Here is a 13,454-nt window from a genome sequence, read left to right as displayed (position 1 = left end):
CGAGCAATGTCACGAGGATGAGACACCTCACGGCACCACAACCTCGTCATCATCAGCGGCCTCGTCAACACCGGTGAACGTGGACGGGTCAGGACTCATCGAGCCACGCTCCTCCTTGATCAGAGCAACCTCATCGGCCACCTGCTTCTCATCCCAATCCGGGTTCGCCAACTCAACCTTTCGCTGAATCGACGCAGCCGCAGCCGCATCCAACAGCTGAATCGTGCGGGCGTTCTTCTCCGGGTCAACCTGCGACACATCCGGGAAGATCACCATGGGGAGATCGAACCGGCCGCCACCCTTGCCCGGGAAGAGCTTCCCGTCGAGCTCGAGCGCTACCGACGACTGCTCAGCGATGGCCTGCTTGTCGTAGAGGATCTTCTTGTTCCGGGTGATCTCTTCACGCTTGTCACGCGCGAGCTCACCCGTAGCGGTCACGTCGCCGGCCTCATCGTTGCCGATACCGCGGACGCCTTGACCGGCTGACCGGAAGATCTTCTTCAGGAGGTAGTTCGCGGTCCGTTCGTGGTCATCCACACGGATCTCGAACTGCACCTTCTCCATCTTCGTGAGGCCATCACTCGTCGTGCCAGGAAGACCCGGCATTCCGAGGAACGCTTCACGACCGAAGTCGAACGAACCACCCTCACCCGCAGCACCAGAGTCGATGAACGCCTGGGGCATGATCACGCGCCCGCCACCGAGCTTCAGGTCACGCATCCACGACGACATGGTTTCATCCAGCGCGTCGAACAGCGGATGCATGCCGGCGAAGTCGGAACGGCCCGCATACGCGAGCTCGCCTTTCTTCCTCCACGCCCTCGTGGGCGCGTTCAGGTTGTACGAGACCGTCAACCGGTCAATGCCTGTGAGGATGCGTGACTCAGCGTTCACGACACCTGCGAGGTACGCCGTCTCCGGACGGTCCTGCAACGGCACCAGGCGGCCCAGCTTGTCAGCAGACCCCTGGTACAAGGCGTGTTCGATCATGCCCGGCTCGTGACGCTCAAGGTGACGCCAGTACACGCTCCCATCGCGGTACTCAGTCCACATGGTGGCCGCGACCAGCTTGCCCTTACGGAACTCGGGGATCACAATGTCCACCCCGTAGGTGGACAGCCACACGTTGTCCGCGATCGCGGTGTCCCACTCGGACACGATGACTGTGGCGCCGAACACGGACTTCAGTTCACCCATGGTGTTGAACATGGCGTGAGCGGCGTCAGAGTTCGCGATCAGGTCAAGGCGCGCCTGCGCTTCCTTGGGGATCTTCGTGTCCACGAGCAGCTGCACTTCGGGCGGGTCCGAGAACACCGCATCCGACGCGATCGACGCGAGATCGGCCGCGGCAGGCACGTGCAGGCGGGTGCGATTCTCACCATCCGGGACAGGTCGCCCCCAGAAGAACCGCGACATGGCACCAACCACACCACCAGCACGCGGCTGGCCCTTCACCTGATGGGAAGGGCGCACGGCCTGCGAGTTGCCGTACAGCGACTCGAGGGTCTTCACGTCGCCGAGGTACCATGCTTCGTTCTCACGGTAGGCCTGGTAGGCGGTGTCCCATGGTGCGGGCGGCCAGGCGGTGTTGGGCGAAGGAAGCGGCACGGTGCCTCCTATGCGGCTAGTGAGTAGCGAAGCTGGTGTTCCCAGATGTGCTTGGTGGAGTGGGCGATGTACCGGCCGGCGTCAAGGTAGTGGTCGTCTTCTTTGACCACTTCGTCAACACCCTTGTCGGTGGCTTTCTCGGACCACTGGTACTCGGTGACTTCCGACTGCCAGCCCTTGCACCGGTCGGTGACGAGCAGCTTGTCGTTGTCGAGAAGGTTCGCGATCGTCGCAATACCAGGCAGGACCTCATGGTTCGCATGCCACGGCGCAAGACCGGTACCGGCAAGGTCCGCGTACAACTGCTCGTGGAACGAGGCAGCGGCAGGGTCGAGCATGATGAACCGCGGGTTCACGACCATCGGGTATGGGGTGTGCTCGAGCGGCAACCACTTCCGGAAACGCTTCGACAGTTCAGCGTCCGTCAGGCGGATGCCGTTCTCCTTCGAGTCGTAACCCCACTCATCCATCAGGATCATCCGCGGCGTTTCCTCCGCAGTGATCCCCAGCATGAGCGCCGTCGTGGCGTTGGTGGTTCCGTAGTCCATGCCGATACCCAGCACGTCGTGCAGGCGCGGCATCTGGTCGAACGGGATCACATGTTTGGCGGGGTCCCACATGGGGTACACGGCGCCGGCCGCGTTCGTCCACTCGCCCTTGATCATCCGGTTGAAGAACACGCCCGAGTAGGAGCGCTTCATGCGTTCGATGTACTCGGGTTCGAGGCCGGGGTTGTCGGCCATCGTGAAGTGGAAGTGGATGACCGATTTCTCGGCGGCCTGCATGATCCACTTCTTGCGAATCCAGTGGTTCAGCGAGGCAGGGTTCATGGTCGCCATCAGGCGGGCACCCTTGACGCGAAGACGCGACACGAGCATGTTCCAGAACTCTTCAGGGAGGAGGGCCGCTTCATCCACGTAGGCGAGGCCCACAGTGGCGCCCTGAATGCGTCCCACAGCCTCGGCGTTGTGCGCACCGATGACCATGACCTCGCGGCCCAACACGATCGCTGACGAGGCGCCAGGCGTGTAGAAGATCTGCGACGTGATGCGCGACCCGAACAGCCCCGCATCCTGCAAGGGCACGAAAATGTTCTGGTACACCGTGTTCATGGTGCGACCCACAACAACGATCAGACCGTTACGCGGCGCCACCCGAACGGCCAGCAGGAACGCAAACAGCGAAGCAATCGTCTTACCCGCCGACACCGCACCCGACCAGAGCGCGATCGTAGCCTTCGCCGAATCCACAATGGAGAGGATCTGGTTACGGGAAACGATCCGCTCAACATCAGACAGGTTCAACGGGCATCTCCGGGGTCCGGTACTGCTCAGCGGCAGCCTTGAACCCCTCAGCCAGCTTGTCCAGAACACCCTCAGCCGTCTCGAGCCCACCATTGGACTTCTCGAGAATGCGTGTGGCCTTATCGAAGGCGATAGCCGCCGTCGTCACCATCGACCGTTGAGCGTCAGGTGTGGGGCGCGGGAGAAGGTGCTCACGGTACGTGTTCGACTTGCCGCCGAAGTTGAAGACAATGAACGGCTTATCCACCGTGTCGAGAAGCTCGTGACCAACCACCAGCATCTTCTGCGCCAACAGGGTGCGCTGCTCAGCTAGGTCAATGACCCGCGCCCGTGTAGCAAGGTCCGTCTGCGACCGATCAAAGTCCAGTTGCAGCGCCTTCGCATGCTTCGAGATCGTCGCCGGCGAGAACCCCAACGCGGTAGCAATCTCCCGACAAGACTTGCCCTCACCATGAAGCGCCACAAGCCGTGCGCGATTTTCTTCGGTGAACGTTTGAGTCGCCATGTGCTGTTCACCTCTTCGGGCCTCTTGCCCTGTGAGTTGAGGCGTTGGCCTCGTGGGTTAAATGCGAAAGGGCCCCTACCGAAGTAGAGGCCCTTTCTGAAGTGTTTGGTCTTCCCGGAAGTTGACAGACTCCTGGAAAGCTCTCTCACCTTATCACGAGAATTACGCGGGTGTCATTCGTTTCCCTATCTGAGTTTGGCGGCACAAGCACGAAGCAGGTCGAGGATTTCGTCACCGCTGAACTCTGATTCCACGGATTCTTGGGCGGCCTGCTCGAGTGATGCGGCTCCCGCTTCCCTCTTGACCCTGGCAAACCAGTCAGAAGCGAGGACCGCATCCGCTATCTGGAGGTCTTCTTCGTCAACGTCGGGGTCGAACAGGCCGAAGAAGCCAGTGCGGATCACGCGCGCGAGGTCGTCTCGGACACTGCTCATGGTCGTTCCTCTCTCGATCTGCGCGCACCCCAGCGATGGCCTGCACTATCTTCATGTCAGCGGTCTGCAAAGGGACCGATGGCTTCGCATGCCAGCCAGATCGGCCCTCAACTCGGAGCAGAGCGTTCGCTTCAGCTTCCGACAGGCGCAGGGTGATGGTGACGCTCACTGGTTGGCTCCTGCCCGGTAGCGAGACTTCCAGCAGTCGCAGTCCTCGCCGGCGAATGTCGCGCAATACGTTTCATCCGAATACATGGCGTGTGGCGCTTCCGTGATGACGGCTTCCGCTTCTGCCGCCCTGACCTCAGCAGCGGCAAGGTCAACTTCGAGACCACGCACGCGAGCGATGAGGTGTTCAGCCCCATTGGCAAGGCGCACTTCGAGAGCCGGCTCCATTCCCGCGCCGAGAGTCCAAGTCACCGACCGCGCTTCGGCTAAGTCGGCTTCGATCTTGATAAGGGCCCGCCGGAACAGCTCCCGCTCGATCTCGTTCTCGGCGGTCATGCGGACACCCCCTCAGCGAAGATGCCGTCGCAGTAGTGCGGCACGCGGAGGGGAGTCTGGCCTTCGCGGTACTCGTTCCAATGGTGCGGGCTGTGTTCGAAGCTCTCGGTGTTCGGACATGACACGCTTACCCAGTCAGCCGGGTTGGTTTCGCCCACAGCGACCGCTATAGCCTGCGTGAAGTCGATCATCCGGAACTCCACAAGCGGCTCCTTCGCCGAGGAGGCAGACACGATCGGCATCTCCTTCAACAGGCGAACAACCTCCGCAAGACGGCGCTGGCTCTCTTCGTTCTCGTTCATGCTTCGTTCCAATCCACGGGCTCAGTGCTTGAGCGTGTTGAATGCGGCGTCGAGGGTAGCGACCAAATCGCTGGCAGCCTCGAGCTCGGGCATCGTGTAGGTGATGGGCTGTTCGTTGCTGGTCATAATGGGTTCTTTCGTTTGGTCGGGCCACCCGTTACAGAAGCGACACCGGATTAGTGAGTTGGCTCGTGCGTGTTCGATTGCGTGGACTCGGTGATACTCGGCAACCAGCCTTTGTCGTTGCTCCGTCTTCTCGCGTGTCCACGGCCGCAGGTATTTCGTGTGCCAGTGGGCTGGGGTTGGATCTCTCCACCGTTCTGCGTCGTCGGTATACATCAGGGCGCGACTTCTTCAAGCTCCTTGCCGAGCTCCTCGATCGCGGCGAACGAACCCCACTCCGCATCACACGCCCGACACGTCGCCTTCGGATAGATCTTCGCCCCATCCTTCGGAACCTTGTACTCCACCAGAATCGGGTGAGTGAACGTGGCGCCGGCCTCATCCGTCCACGTGGTCGACTTGCACACCGGGCACAAGCTCACCTCGAACCTTTTTGGTTTGTCGAGGATCGCTTCGATGACATGACGCCACCTCCGCAGGGTGCTCACATACCAGTCGGGGTCTGAGTCGGTGTGCTTGTAGGCGTCGAACCACGCCTTCAAGTCCGGGGCCGGGTGCCGGGTCGGCCGCACGAACACCATGCGGCACCAGTCGCCGATCTGAGACGCCATCTTCGCGTGCTCAAACAGGGCGTCACCGTCGATCAGGTTGCGGGTCGACGCCAACGATGTTGACCCCGCCGCCGTCTCCGCCCCCGGTGCTACAGCTGCGTACAACTGGTCGAACAGGCACGGCAGTTCAGCCGAATGCAACTTGATCAGCTTCCCGTCATCGGCGGTCTGCTGGAAGTGTTCGACCACGGGTCGGGTGAGGGCGGTGACCGCATCCTCAAGGTCTCTCATCTGGTCTCCTTCGTGTGACACGGGCAGTTCTCGTTGCGGCATCCGTACGGGGTCCAGCACGCCTTCCGGCAGCACCGGGAATGGGAAACGCCCCGATCCGCTGTTGGGTTCGGGGCGCTCACACGCGGGGCAAGAGGATGCTTCATCCGGCCTCACCTGCCGTGATGGCCGCTTTGATGTCGCGGACGGCCGCGTTCAACGCGCGGATGGCAGGCTGTTTCGGTTCGTCGCGGTCGGCGTAAGTCGTCCGAATCGGCACCACCTTTGTGACCTCGTAGGTGCTGGCGCCTACGGTCACTTCGATCTTCACGCTTGCCATCAGTCGTCCTTCTTGCTGATGGGGATGATCCACAACCCCCGGGTCTTCTGAAACGTTGGGGCGCCAACCTGTAGCGGGCTGATACCCAGGCCGGTCAGGTAGGAGACCATGCCGGCCTGGCCGAGCTCCGCCGCAGCATCCGCAGACACACGCAACTCGGCCCCACCGCCCACCTTCGACACCAGGCGGATACGCGAATCCGTCATGCTGTCTCCGCCTCAATGATCTGCTCGAGCACGCGCACACCCTGAGGGGTGATGTCGCCCGAACCCATGAGTAGGCGGAGGCCGGCGCGGAGCCGTTCGGCCGCGGAGCCGTTCATGCTGGCACCGCCTGACGCACATGCTCAAGAAGCCGGGCGCCGATGTGCTCCGTGTAAGCCGGGGGGATGGCCTCGGCTAGCTCGTGGCGGTCATCGGTCCAGTCGATGCCCATTGCGTCCTGCCACTGCTTCACCGAACCTTTACCCCCACCATTGCCGTACGGGGCGACATATGGGCCGTCGTAGTAGACGCCGTGACGCCACCCAGCCACACGACCGCGATGCGGAACATGCTCAGGTGGTTCCATCGACCAGCCACCGAGCTCGAAGTAGCGGTGCCGTATTACACCCAGACCAAACATTTCCCCGCACAACGTGAGGTCGCGCCTGATGGGAGCCCCCTGCACGTTCTCGATCACGAACGGGAGGCCGGCCTGCTCAAGTAGTTCACGCACCGGCTGGATCAACAGCGGCCACTTGCTCTTGTCGTGGTTATTCAGGTTCGTGTACCCCTGGCACGGAGGCGAAGCGTGAATGGCAGCGAAGTCGGAGAGGCTTAAGTATTCCCAGTGCTGCACAGTACCCAACTCTTGGTCGTCGTAATTAGAGTGAAAGTTCCATTGGCCCCCTTCCACAAGGCGAGTCATCACCTCGAGGGCGTTGCCCTGATGGAATGGGAACGGGTTGTTGGGCTGCGGGTCGATGTCCACGCAGTACACATCAAACCCCGCGCGGTGGTATCCCATGGCAGAACCTCCCGCACATGAGAACAACTCGAGCATCTTGGGCTTCATGGTTTCACCCCAGTTCCTTGGCACCCACCGCAGGTGAAACACTGCTCGAAGTCAGGGCGGATCAAGTGATAGATGCCGCTCCCTCCACAGGTCGCGCATTTGACCGGCCTGTCGGCCTCGACTTTCTTACGGCGGCCGATCACGCGGCCACCAAAGAGTCGATGCGGCCGGGGTTGAACCCGGACCAGTGCACCTCATTGCCGGGCACCCCGTCGAGGGAGGCGATGACGACGGGTGCTTCCTGGTAGCCGAGGGCTTTCACGGCGGCCATGTCACCGGGGGACTGCTCGAGGTCCACTTCGGCGTAGGTGAGGGCGTTGCGTCCGAAGTATCTCTTCGTGGCCTCGCACTGGCGGCAGTTGGACTTGGTGTACACGGTGATGGTGGGTGCTGTCATGGTGTCCTGTTCTCTGTGGAGTTGTTTGGGGTGGGGTTCGCTCGGCCCGGGAAAGGCTCGCCGGGGTGGCGTACGCGCCAGTTGTTGCGGGCGTAGCGTTCGGATCGGCAGATGCGGCATTCCTTCGACATGCGGCCGTTCCGCGGATACTCGCGGAGCTCGCTCGAAGGGTGGCCGCGCTTGCAGTAGCCCAACGCCCAGTCCTCGCCGAATACGCGGCGCGCGTTCTCGTAGTTGGGGAGCAGGCGCAGGTGTAGCGGGTTGACGCATCGTCTCGTCTTGCACGTGTGATCGATCGTCATCCCAAGCGGGACCTGACCGAAGGCGAAAGTCCAAGCGGCGCGATGACCGAGGACCATGTGCGTCTTCCCGCCTTCCTGCCATCCGATCTGCGAGTAGCCGTGCGAGCCCGTGGAATAGCGGCTGATCCAGCAGCCCTCGGGCGACTCGTCAACCTTGCTCACTGCTCGGTACGCGACGCGTTCCGGGACGGGGACCGAGTTCCATCGCTCGGGCGTTCGGAAGTCCGTAGTCGTCAGAACGGAACCTCTCCCGACCCCGGCTCGGCCGCCGCCCACGGCTCTTCAGCGGCCTGCTGCTGCGGCCGGCCACCACCTGACGAGGTGCGGGTCACCTGCGCGGTCGCGTACCGGAGCGAAGGGCCGATCTCGTCAACCTCGAGCTCGATCGAGGTGCGCTTCTGCCCTTCCTTGTCTTCGTAGCTACGCTGCTTCAGGGCCCCGGTGACGACTACGCGCATGCCCTTGGTCAGCGAACCGGCCACGTGCTCGGCGAATTCACGCCACACGCTCGCGCGGAGGAACAGCGCCTCGCCGTCTTTCCAGTCGTTCGACGCGCGGTCAAACGTACGGGGGGTCGATGCGATCGTGAAGTTCGCGACCGCCAGCCCGTTCTGCGTGTACCTCAGTTCTGGCTCTGCGGTGAGGTTGCCTACGACGGTGATGTTGGTTTCGCCTGCCATTACGCGGCCTTTCTGTTCAGGTGGTTGGGGATTCGGTTGAATTCGATTTGCATGCGCCGATGCTCGTCAGCCTCATCCCGGGAAAGCGCTCGGCCCGGGAAGTACTTGCGGAGGGTGTGGAGGCTGATGTTGAGGGTGCGGCTGATCTCGTTGAACGAGGCGCCGTCCTCGAGAAGGGTTTGTGCTTGGGCGAGACGCACCCGGTCGATGGGTTCGCTCTGGTGGGGTCGGAGCGGGCTGCTGGTTCCGGTCTCGACTCGGATGCGGGCCACGGTGCGGGCGCTGCACCGGCAGATGACAGCGATTTGTTGGGCGGAAAACCCGGCCCGGGTGAGGCGCGCCACCTCATCCCAGTCCACCCGCGGTTCGCTCAATCGTCTTCCCAGCGGTAGGACCAGCCGGGGAACAGTTGCCCGTCATGTTGATGGCAGTTCCCGCACTTGCTGAATGCTGAAGGACCCCACATGGCGGCGTAGAGGCTGTCCGGGTCATCGAGATTGATGACGGGTGTCATCACGACCCAGACGAACTCGGCGCGCTTGCGGCACTTGAAGCACCACCGTTCACCCATCGAATCGCGAACCCGCTCCTCCATCGCCGGACCGCGGCAGATCGTCACCACCGGCGATAGCTCTTCAATCAGGGCTGTCATCACCGTCTCCTTTCGTTGAGGTGCACTTCCGGGAACCCCGCAGCACGCAACTGGTCGTTGTAGATCGCGACCTCTGCCGCGAACCGAACCGGGTCGCCGGCCGCAGCAGCCATCGCTTCGTAGTTGTCCGGGCGCGGGTGGGCTTCGTACTCCCGTTGAGGGGGCAGGGATGCCGGGTGCCGTTGCTCCCGCACCCTGCGGGCGTTACCTGCAATGTGTGCGGGGAGCAGGTACACGGTGGACTCACCGAAGTGCATCTCCATCGCTGCTAGGGCGGTGTCGTAGTCGAGGTGCCCGATGACCCTGTGCCACGCCGTGACCGTCTCGGGCTCCACAATTCGGTTGTCGATCATCGAGACCACCGTCAGGAACTCCGCGACCTGCACTTCATCCATCACTGGTCTAGCTCCAATCTCTTCTTCTCCTGGAAGTGCGCGACGGTGCCGAGGTTGCGGCGGGCCGCCGTCTGCCGGGGAGCAGCTGAAGCGGTCTTGCTTGCGGCCTCAGCCATGGCGCGGGTCTTGAGTTGGTCGAACTTCTCGCGCAGCTTCGGCATCGACAGCACATTGCCCTGCCAGAACTCGTTCGCTTGGGACCACCGCATCACCCACTCGACCTGCTGCGGGGTGTAGCCATCGATCCGAACGAGTCGGTCGCATGCGGTCCACCAGACCTTGCCGACCGTCCCGACCTTGTTGCCATTGAGGCGGATCAGGTCGGCGAGCAGGTCGCAGAGTCGATGGACATCAGCAGAGAATCCCGAGTCGGAACCGTCAGGTTCGGACAAAGAAGGATCTCCTTCGTTAGAAGGAGATCTCTTTGTCTCTAACTCTGTCTCTGACTCTGACTCTGCCCAGCTTTGCCCGGGCACTTGCCCGGACTCTTGCCCGGCAGGTGTCTGCCCTTTGCCCGCCAATTGCTTGGCGCGACCCGCTCTACCCGCTTCAGAACGGGCCTGCGACAACTTCTCGCGAGCATCCGTCGTCTGCTGATGCTGGGCGTAGTCACGGATCACATAGGCGCCATCCGAGACCACCACCAGCGGCTTCTCTGGGTGCGAGCTCACGAGGAGCGCGAGCGTTGCCGGGTCCCACAGGCGGTGAGCCATGACCTCCGGTATGCGCCCGTCGAGGTCCTGCATGCGCGAATACCCGTTCATTTCCACGAACGCCCACTTCGCCTCAACGGAGAGCGGGGCAACTTTCGGGTGCATCCAGAAGTCGTTCGGGAACGTCATGTACAGGCGTTGATCTCTCGGCATGAATCACCTCCCCGGTGTCTTTGAGTAGGACCGCCCCGTGAACCTCATGCCGGATCGCGACGGCTTCGGGGTCGGCGTGGAGGCTGATCTTGATACCCCGCAGCATGGCTTCCGCCTGCCACCCAGAGTCCGACTCGATCAGCCCGTTGATACTCGACTCCAACCACACCAGATTCGACAGGCGGTGCTTCCCGCGCCGGCCACCCGCCCCACCCTGACGGTGCTGCGGAACGAGCTCGGGAACATCCCGGCCCGTCCATGCACTCACGTGGCCGTCGCGGTTCGTGAGTGCTGCGAGAGCCGCGGGTGGGACGTGGCGGGCCTGGCGCGGTCTCCTCGGGGTGGTCTCGTACTTCGGTCTGATGGTCACTCGTTGCCGTCCTCGCATCCGTGGAGGCAGATGGGCACCACCGGGTCGGTGAACAGGACGTACAGGGGGTGGTTGCAGGTTCGGCAAATCACGGGCGGGCCTCCGTCTGCACGCCCCAAACGGCCGCCAGGAGTTCTCTGACCGTGGCTGTCACGTACTGGTCTTGGAACTGGCCCTTACCGCGCCGTTTGTGCACAACGAACCCGGCCAGGGCGTCCGCGTTGCCCGCCTCGGCCTGCGCTTCACCCACCCACTCGGCGAGGGCCTGACGCTTCACGTTCTTCGCCTCGATGATGATCAGCCCGTGGGGGGATCGAATAGGGGTGAGGTCGCCGCGGTCGGCCGAGCCACGCATGACGGCACGGTCGATCCGGTCGTCATCGAGTGCGGCAGCGAAGCCATCTGCGAGCAGCCTCTCGAAAGCCGTGCCTCTCGCCTTGGAGCGGCTCATGCGGACACCTCATATGGGTTCGCGATCTCGAGCGACAGGCCGGGTTCGTCCGACATCTTGCGCATGGCCCGGCTCATCCCCGAACGCATGCCCTGGTCCCAGGCGCGCGCAACGAGGCCCGCGAGCCAGAGAACGGTGTCGGCGTGGTCATTTTCGGTCGAACCATCCCAGGCCAGCATGTCGGCGAACATCTCGGGATGGCGCACGCCTAGGCCTCCCACCCCCTCGTCGTAGACGAGCATCTGGGCATAGGCGGCGCTGTGTGCGGTTGCCAGCGCAATAGTCGCCTCGAGGCGGTCTGTGTCCTCGATCAATTCGGTCATGCTGCGTTCTCCTGCTCTGCCGCCGTGGCGGCCTTCTCTTTGGCGTTGACCTCACGCCACGCTTTCGAGATCGGTTCGATGACCTTCTCCGGGTCCGCGTGTGCAGCCTTCGCTGCCAGACCGAGCGCGGCGATAGCACTAGTGCCGATCGGGATTGCCTCTTTGAGCTCGGCCATCCAGTCGCGCCCAGACGTGTCTGACGGGGCATCGTCCGGGTCAGGAACAGTCCCCCCGTATGTGCGTGCGTCGGCGCCGTCTGCGAGGCCCAGAACGCCCCACAGCCAATCCATGGTGAAGTCCGGTTTCGGGGTCTTCTTCGTGAGCGTGAACCGGGTGGACTTCACCTTGCGGATCAGGTACTCACCCCGCTCGGGCATTTCCACGATCACCTGCGCGTCGTACGGGAGGGTCTTGTACCCCTGGATCTTCCATTCCCTCTCCGTCGTCGGACGGTGCCCGTCCATCACAACTACCTGCTCAAGGCGGGAGGTGAGGATCACGGGCCCGTTGTGGCGGCGCAGCTTGTCGTAGAACTGCTTCCACTGCTTCGCGGCTTCGTTCCACAGTTCGACGGACACAGGGGAGTCGTCGGTGCGGTTCGAGTTCTGCTTCTTCGAGTTCGCCTTCGTCTGCGCGTTGGTGGAGAGAAGGTCCCAGAAGCGGCCGCCCGAGTCGATGACCCACAGGGTGGGGAGCCCGCCCACATCGGGTTCCTTCTCCATCTCATCCAGAGTGGCAATGATGCCGCGGGCGGTGCCGTCGTGGTCCACGATCTCGAAGTCAGCGCCGGGGATGGCGCCGTACTCGTCTGGCTGGTCTTCATCGATCGTCATGGCGAGAGTGCGGCCGACGAGGGGAGAGGCGGAGGCGGAGAGCGCCGCCCAGGTCTTGCCCGCGCCTTCTCGGCCGGCGAGCACCGTGAGGGGCCAGGATGGTCTGCCTGTCGGTTTGCGTGTCTTCAGAGTCATTGCAGTAGCTCCTGGTTGCCGTAGATGTGCCACAAGGGCGGTTGAAGGGGGAGGGGTTCGGGTTCGTACCCGCCCCAGATGCCGGTTTCAGAACCGGCCTTGAACCTGCGTCTCGCTTCGCGTGCTCGTGCGGCGCCGATCTCGGCGAACTCGTTCGACAGTTCGTGGACTTGCACAAGGTGTGGGGGTTCGGTTTCCACGACGATGAAGCGCATTCCGGTGGAGAAGTCCCCGGTCGCGCACCCGAGGGTGTGCAGGTAGTGGGATTCCTGAACGTCGTAGCCCATGGTCGCCACCTGCTTGGAGAAGTTCTCGCTGTCAGCGGTGGTGCCAATGGACTTGAGGTCCACGGCGGTGTCGGCGAGGTAGTCGAACCTGGCCCGCATCCGCACACCGGTCTCGGGATCGGTGGCGAACACGGACACCTCGGCCCGCCCGAACTCGACTAGACGCCGAGCCGTCTTGTGCGCCACGACGGCTTCGGCCATTGCGTTCACGTTGTCGGCTATGTCCTGCTTCACGGGGATCAGACCGGCCGAGCGAGCATCCGCGATAAATGCCTTCGCCGCCGTCGTTGAAGTTGCCCCGTTGACGGCAAGGTACTCGGTGGGGATGACCTCAATCTGTGCGCCAACCCCCAGCACCTTCGAGTGGACAGCTGTTCCGAGATCGAACTCGGGCTTCGCCTTCCGTGGATGTGACTGGTGGTAGTGGAAGGTGGCGGGGGAACGGAGCAACAGTTTGGCCCCGGTTGAAGACAACTCGGGGCCAACGTGGTACTCCGCTTCCGGCAGATCGTGAACTACACCATCCCTCGTTCTGAGGGCTGAGGTCACGCCTCGACCACCTGGCCGCCTCGCAGCGCGTAAAAGGTGTCAGCCTTGATCGTCTCGCCATCGACCTTCCGCGACTGGATGTCCAGAACGTTCCAGTCGTAGTCGCGTTCGGTGAGGACGATCCAGTTGCCGAGGGTGGCCTTTGCCTTGCCGCCCCAGCCTGTGACGACGGCGACTGTCTTCGGCCCGGAGGCGGTGGCCGCACCGTAGCGCCCGG

Annotated in this window: 22 protein-coding genes; all 22 read right to left on the bottom strand. The window is 62.9% G+C overall.

What is annotated here, in order from left to right; all coding sequences use genetic code 11:
• Positions 1 to 27: 27 nt before the first annotated feature.
• Positions 28 to 1,608, bottom strand: coding sequence for a hypothetical protein (locus tag ACN4JJ_RS04995; protein ID WP_440708813.1), 1,581 nt, complete (start codon positions 1,606 to 1,608; stop codon positions 28 to 30).
• 8 nt (positions 1,609 to 1,616) lie between these two features.
• Positions 1,617 to 2,912 carry a PBSX family phage terminase large subunit gene (locus tag ACN4JJ_RS04990; RefSeq protein WP_440708812.1) on the bottom strand — a complete coding sequence of 432 codons (1,296 nt, stop codon included), beginning with the start codon at positions 2,910 to 2,912 and terminating at the stop codon, positions 1,617 to 1,619.
• Complete coding sequence (locus ACN4JJ_RS04985) at positions 2,899 to 3,417, bottom strand: helix-turn-helix domain-containing protein (RefSeq protein ID WP_440708811.1); 519 nt, start codon at positions 3,415 to 3,417, stop codon at positions 2,899 to 2,901. Before ACN4JJ_RS04985 ends, ACN4JJ_RS04990 begins: the two co-directional genes overlap by 14 nt.
• 185 nt (positions 3,418 to 3,602) lie before the next feature.
• Positions 3,603 to 3,851, bottom strand: coding sequence for a hypothetical protein (locus ACN4JJ_RS04980; RefSeq protein WP_440708810.1), 249 nt, complete (start codon positions 3,849 to 3,851; stop codon positions 3,603 to 3,605).
• A gap of 165 nt (positions 3,852 to 4,016) precedes the next feature.
• On the bottom strand, positions 4,017 to 4,355 hold the full coding sequence (locus ACN4JJ_RS04975; RefSeq protein WP_440708809.1) for a hypothetical protein: 339 nt from the start codon (positions 4,353 to 4,355) through the stop codon (positions 4,017 to 4,019).
• Positions 4,352 to 4,657, bottom strand: a complete 306-nt coding sequence (locus ACN4JJ_RS04970; protein ID WP_440708808.1) for a hypothetical protein — start codon at positions 4,655 to 4,657, stop codon at positions 4,352 to 4,354. The genes ACN4JJ_RS04975 and ACN4JJ_RS04970 overlap by 4 nt, the downstream gene beginning before the upstream one ends.
• A gap of 338 nt (positions 4,658 to 4,995) precedes the next feature.
• Positions 4,996 to 5,622 (bottom strand): DUF7341 domain-containing protein, encoded by a 627-nt coding sequence (locus ACN4JJ_RS04965; protein ID WP_440708807.1) that lies wholly within the window; start codon positions 5,620 to 5,622, stop codon positions 4,996 to 4,998.
• 142 nt (positions 5,623 to 5,764) lie between these two features.
• On the bottom strand, positions 5,765 to 5,941 hold the full coding sequence (locus ACN4JJ_RS04960; RefSeq protein ID WP_440708806.1) for a hypothetical protein: 177 nt from the start codon (positions 5,939 to 5,941) through the stop codon (positions 5,765 to 5,767).
• A complete protein-coding gene (locus ACN4JJ_RS04955; protein ID WP_440708805.1) occupies positions 5,941 to 6,147 on the bottom strand; it encodes a hypothetical protein in 207 nt (68 codons plus the stop codon). Before ACN4JJ_RS04955 ends, ACN4JJ_RS04960 begins: the two co-directional genes overlap by 1 nt.
• Positions 6,148 to 6,259: 112 nt before the next feature.
• Complete coding sequence (locus ACN4JJ_RS04950; RefSeq protein ID WP_440708804.1) at positions 6,260 to 6,997, bottom strand: DNA cytosine methyltransferase; 738 nt, start codon at positions 6,995 to 6,997, stop codon at positions 6,260 to 6,262.
• Between the two features lie 139 nt (positions 6,998 to 7,136).
• A complete protein-coding gene (locus ACN4JJ_RS04945) occupies positions 7,137 to 7,394 on the bottom strand; it encodes a glutaredoxin domain-containing protein (RefSeq protein WP_440708803.1) in 258 nt (85 codons plus the stop codon).
• On the bottom strand, positions 7,391 to 7,858 hold the full coding sequence (locus ACN4JJ_RS04940; protein ID WP_440708802.1) for an HNH endonuclease signature motif containing protein: 468 nt from the start codon (positions 7,856 to 7,858) through the stop codon (positions 7,391 to 7,393). Before ACN4JJ_RS04940 ends, ACN4JJ_RS04945 begins: the two co-directional genes overlap by 4 nt.
• A gap of 71 nt (positions 7,859 to 7,929) precedes the next feature.
• On the bottom strand, positions 7,930 to 8,376 hold the full coding sequence (locus ACN4JJ_RS04935) for a single-stranded DNA-binding protein (RefSeq protein ID WP_440708801.1): 447 nt from the start codon (positions 8,374 to 8,376) through the stop codon (positions 7,930 to 7,932).
• Positions 8,376 to 8,735, bottom strand: coding sequence for a hypothetical protein (locus tag ACN4JJ_RS04930; RefSeq protein WP_440708800.1), 360 nt, complete (start codon positions 8,733 to 8,735; stop codon positions 8,376 to 8,378). Before ACN4JJ_RS04930 ends, ACN4JJ_RS04935 begins: the two co-directional genes overlap by 1 nt.
• 11 nt (positions 8,736 to 8,746) lie before the next feature.
• On the bottom strand, positions 8,747 to 9,028 hold the full coding sequence (locus tag ACN4JJ_RS04925) for a hypothetical protein (RefSeq protein WP_440708799.1): 282 nt from the start codon (positions 9,026 to 9,028) through the stop codon (positions 8,747 to 8,749).
• Positions 9,028 to 9,423 (bottom strand): hypothetical protein, encoded by a 396-nt coding sequence (locus ACN4JJ_RS04920; protein WP_440708798.1) that lies wholly within the window; start codon positions 9,421 to 9,423, stop codon positions 9,028 to 9,030. Before ACN4JJ_RS04920 ends, ACN4JJ_RS04925 begins: the two co-directional genes overlap by 1 nt.
• The gene (locus ACN4JJ_RS04915) at positions 9,423 to 10,265 is read right to left on the bottom strand and encodes a phage replication protein O (RefSeq protein ID WP_440708797.1); all 843 of its coding nucleotides are present in this window, start codon (positions 10,263 to 10,265) and stop codon (positions 9,423 to 9,425) included. The genes ACN4JJ_RS04920 and ACN4JJ_RS04915 overlap by 1 nt, the downstream gene beginning before the upstream one ends.
• A 482-nt stretch (positions 10,266 to 10,747) precedes the next feature.
• Positions 10,748 to 11,110: a hypothetical protein gene (locus ACN4JJ_RS04910; RefSeq protein WP_440708796.1), complete on the bottom strand. Its 363-nt coding sequence runs from the start codon at positions 11,108 to 11,110 to the stop codon at positions 10,748 to 10,750.
• The gene (locus tag ACN4JJ_RS04905) at positions 11,107 to 11,433 is read right to left on the bottom strand and encodes a hypothetical protein (RefSeq protein ID WP_440708795.1); all 327 of its coding nucleotides are present in this window, start codon (positions 11,431 to 11,433) and stop codon (positions 11,107 to 11,109) included. The genes ACN4JJ_RS04910 and ACN4JJ_RS04905 overlap by 4 nt, the downstream gene beginning before the upstream one ends.
• Positions 11,430 to 12,401, bottom strand: a complete 972-nt coding sequence (locus tag ACN4JJ_RS04900) for an AAA family ATPase (RefSeq protein WP_440708794.1) — start codon at positions 12,399 to 12,401, stop codon at positions 11,430 to 11,432. Before ACN4JJ_RS04900 ends, ACN4JJ_RS04905 begins: the two co-directional genes overlap by 4 nt.
• Positions 12,398 to 13,237 carry a PD-(D/E)XK nuclease-like domain-containing protein gene (locus ACN4JJ_RS04895; protein ID WP_440708793.1) on the bottom strand — a complete coding sequence of 280 codons (840 nt, stop codon included), beginning with the start codon at positions 13,235 to 13,237 and terminating at the stop codon, positions 12,398 to 12,400. The genes ACN4JJ_RS04900 and ACN4JJ_RS04895 overlap by 4 nt, the downstream gene beginning before the upstream one ends.
• Positions 13,234 to 13,454, bottom strand: a 221-nt coding sequence (locus ACN4JJ_RS04890; protein ID WP_440708792.1) for a hypothetical protein, incomplete at its 5' end; no start/stop codon positions are given. The genes ACN4JJ_RS04890 and ACN4JJ_RS04895, both read right to left, overlap by 4 nt.

The organism is Herbiconiux dendrobii, from assembly GCF_052048175.1.
Classification (GTDB): Bacteria; Actinomycetota; Actinomycetes; order Actinomycetales; family Microbacteriaceae; genus Herbiconiux.
The sequence above is the reverse complement of the archived record's forward strand: the minus strand, read 5'-3'. Positions and strand labels throughout refer to the sequence as shown.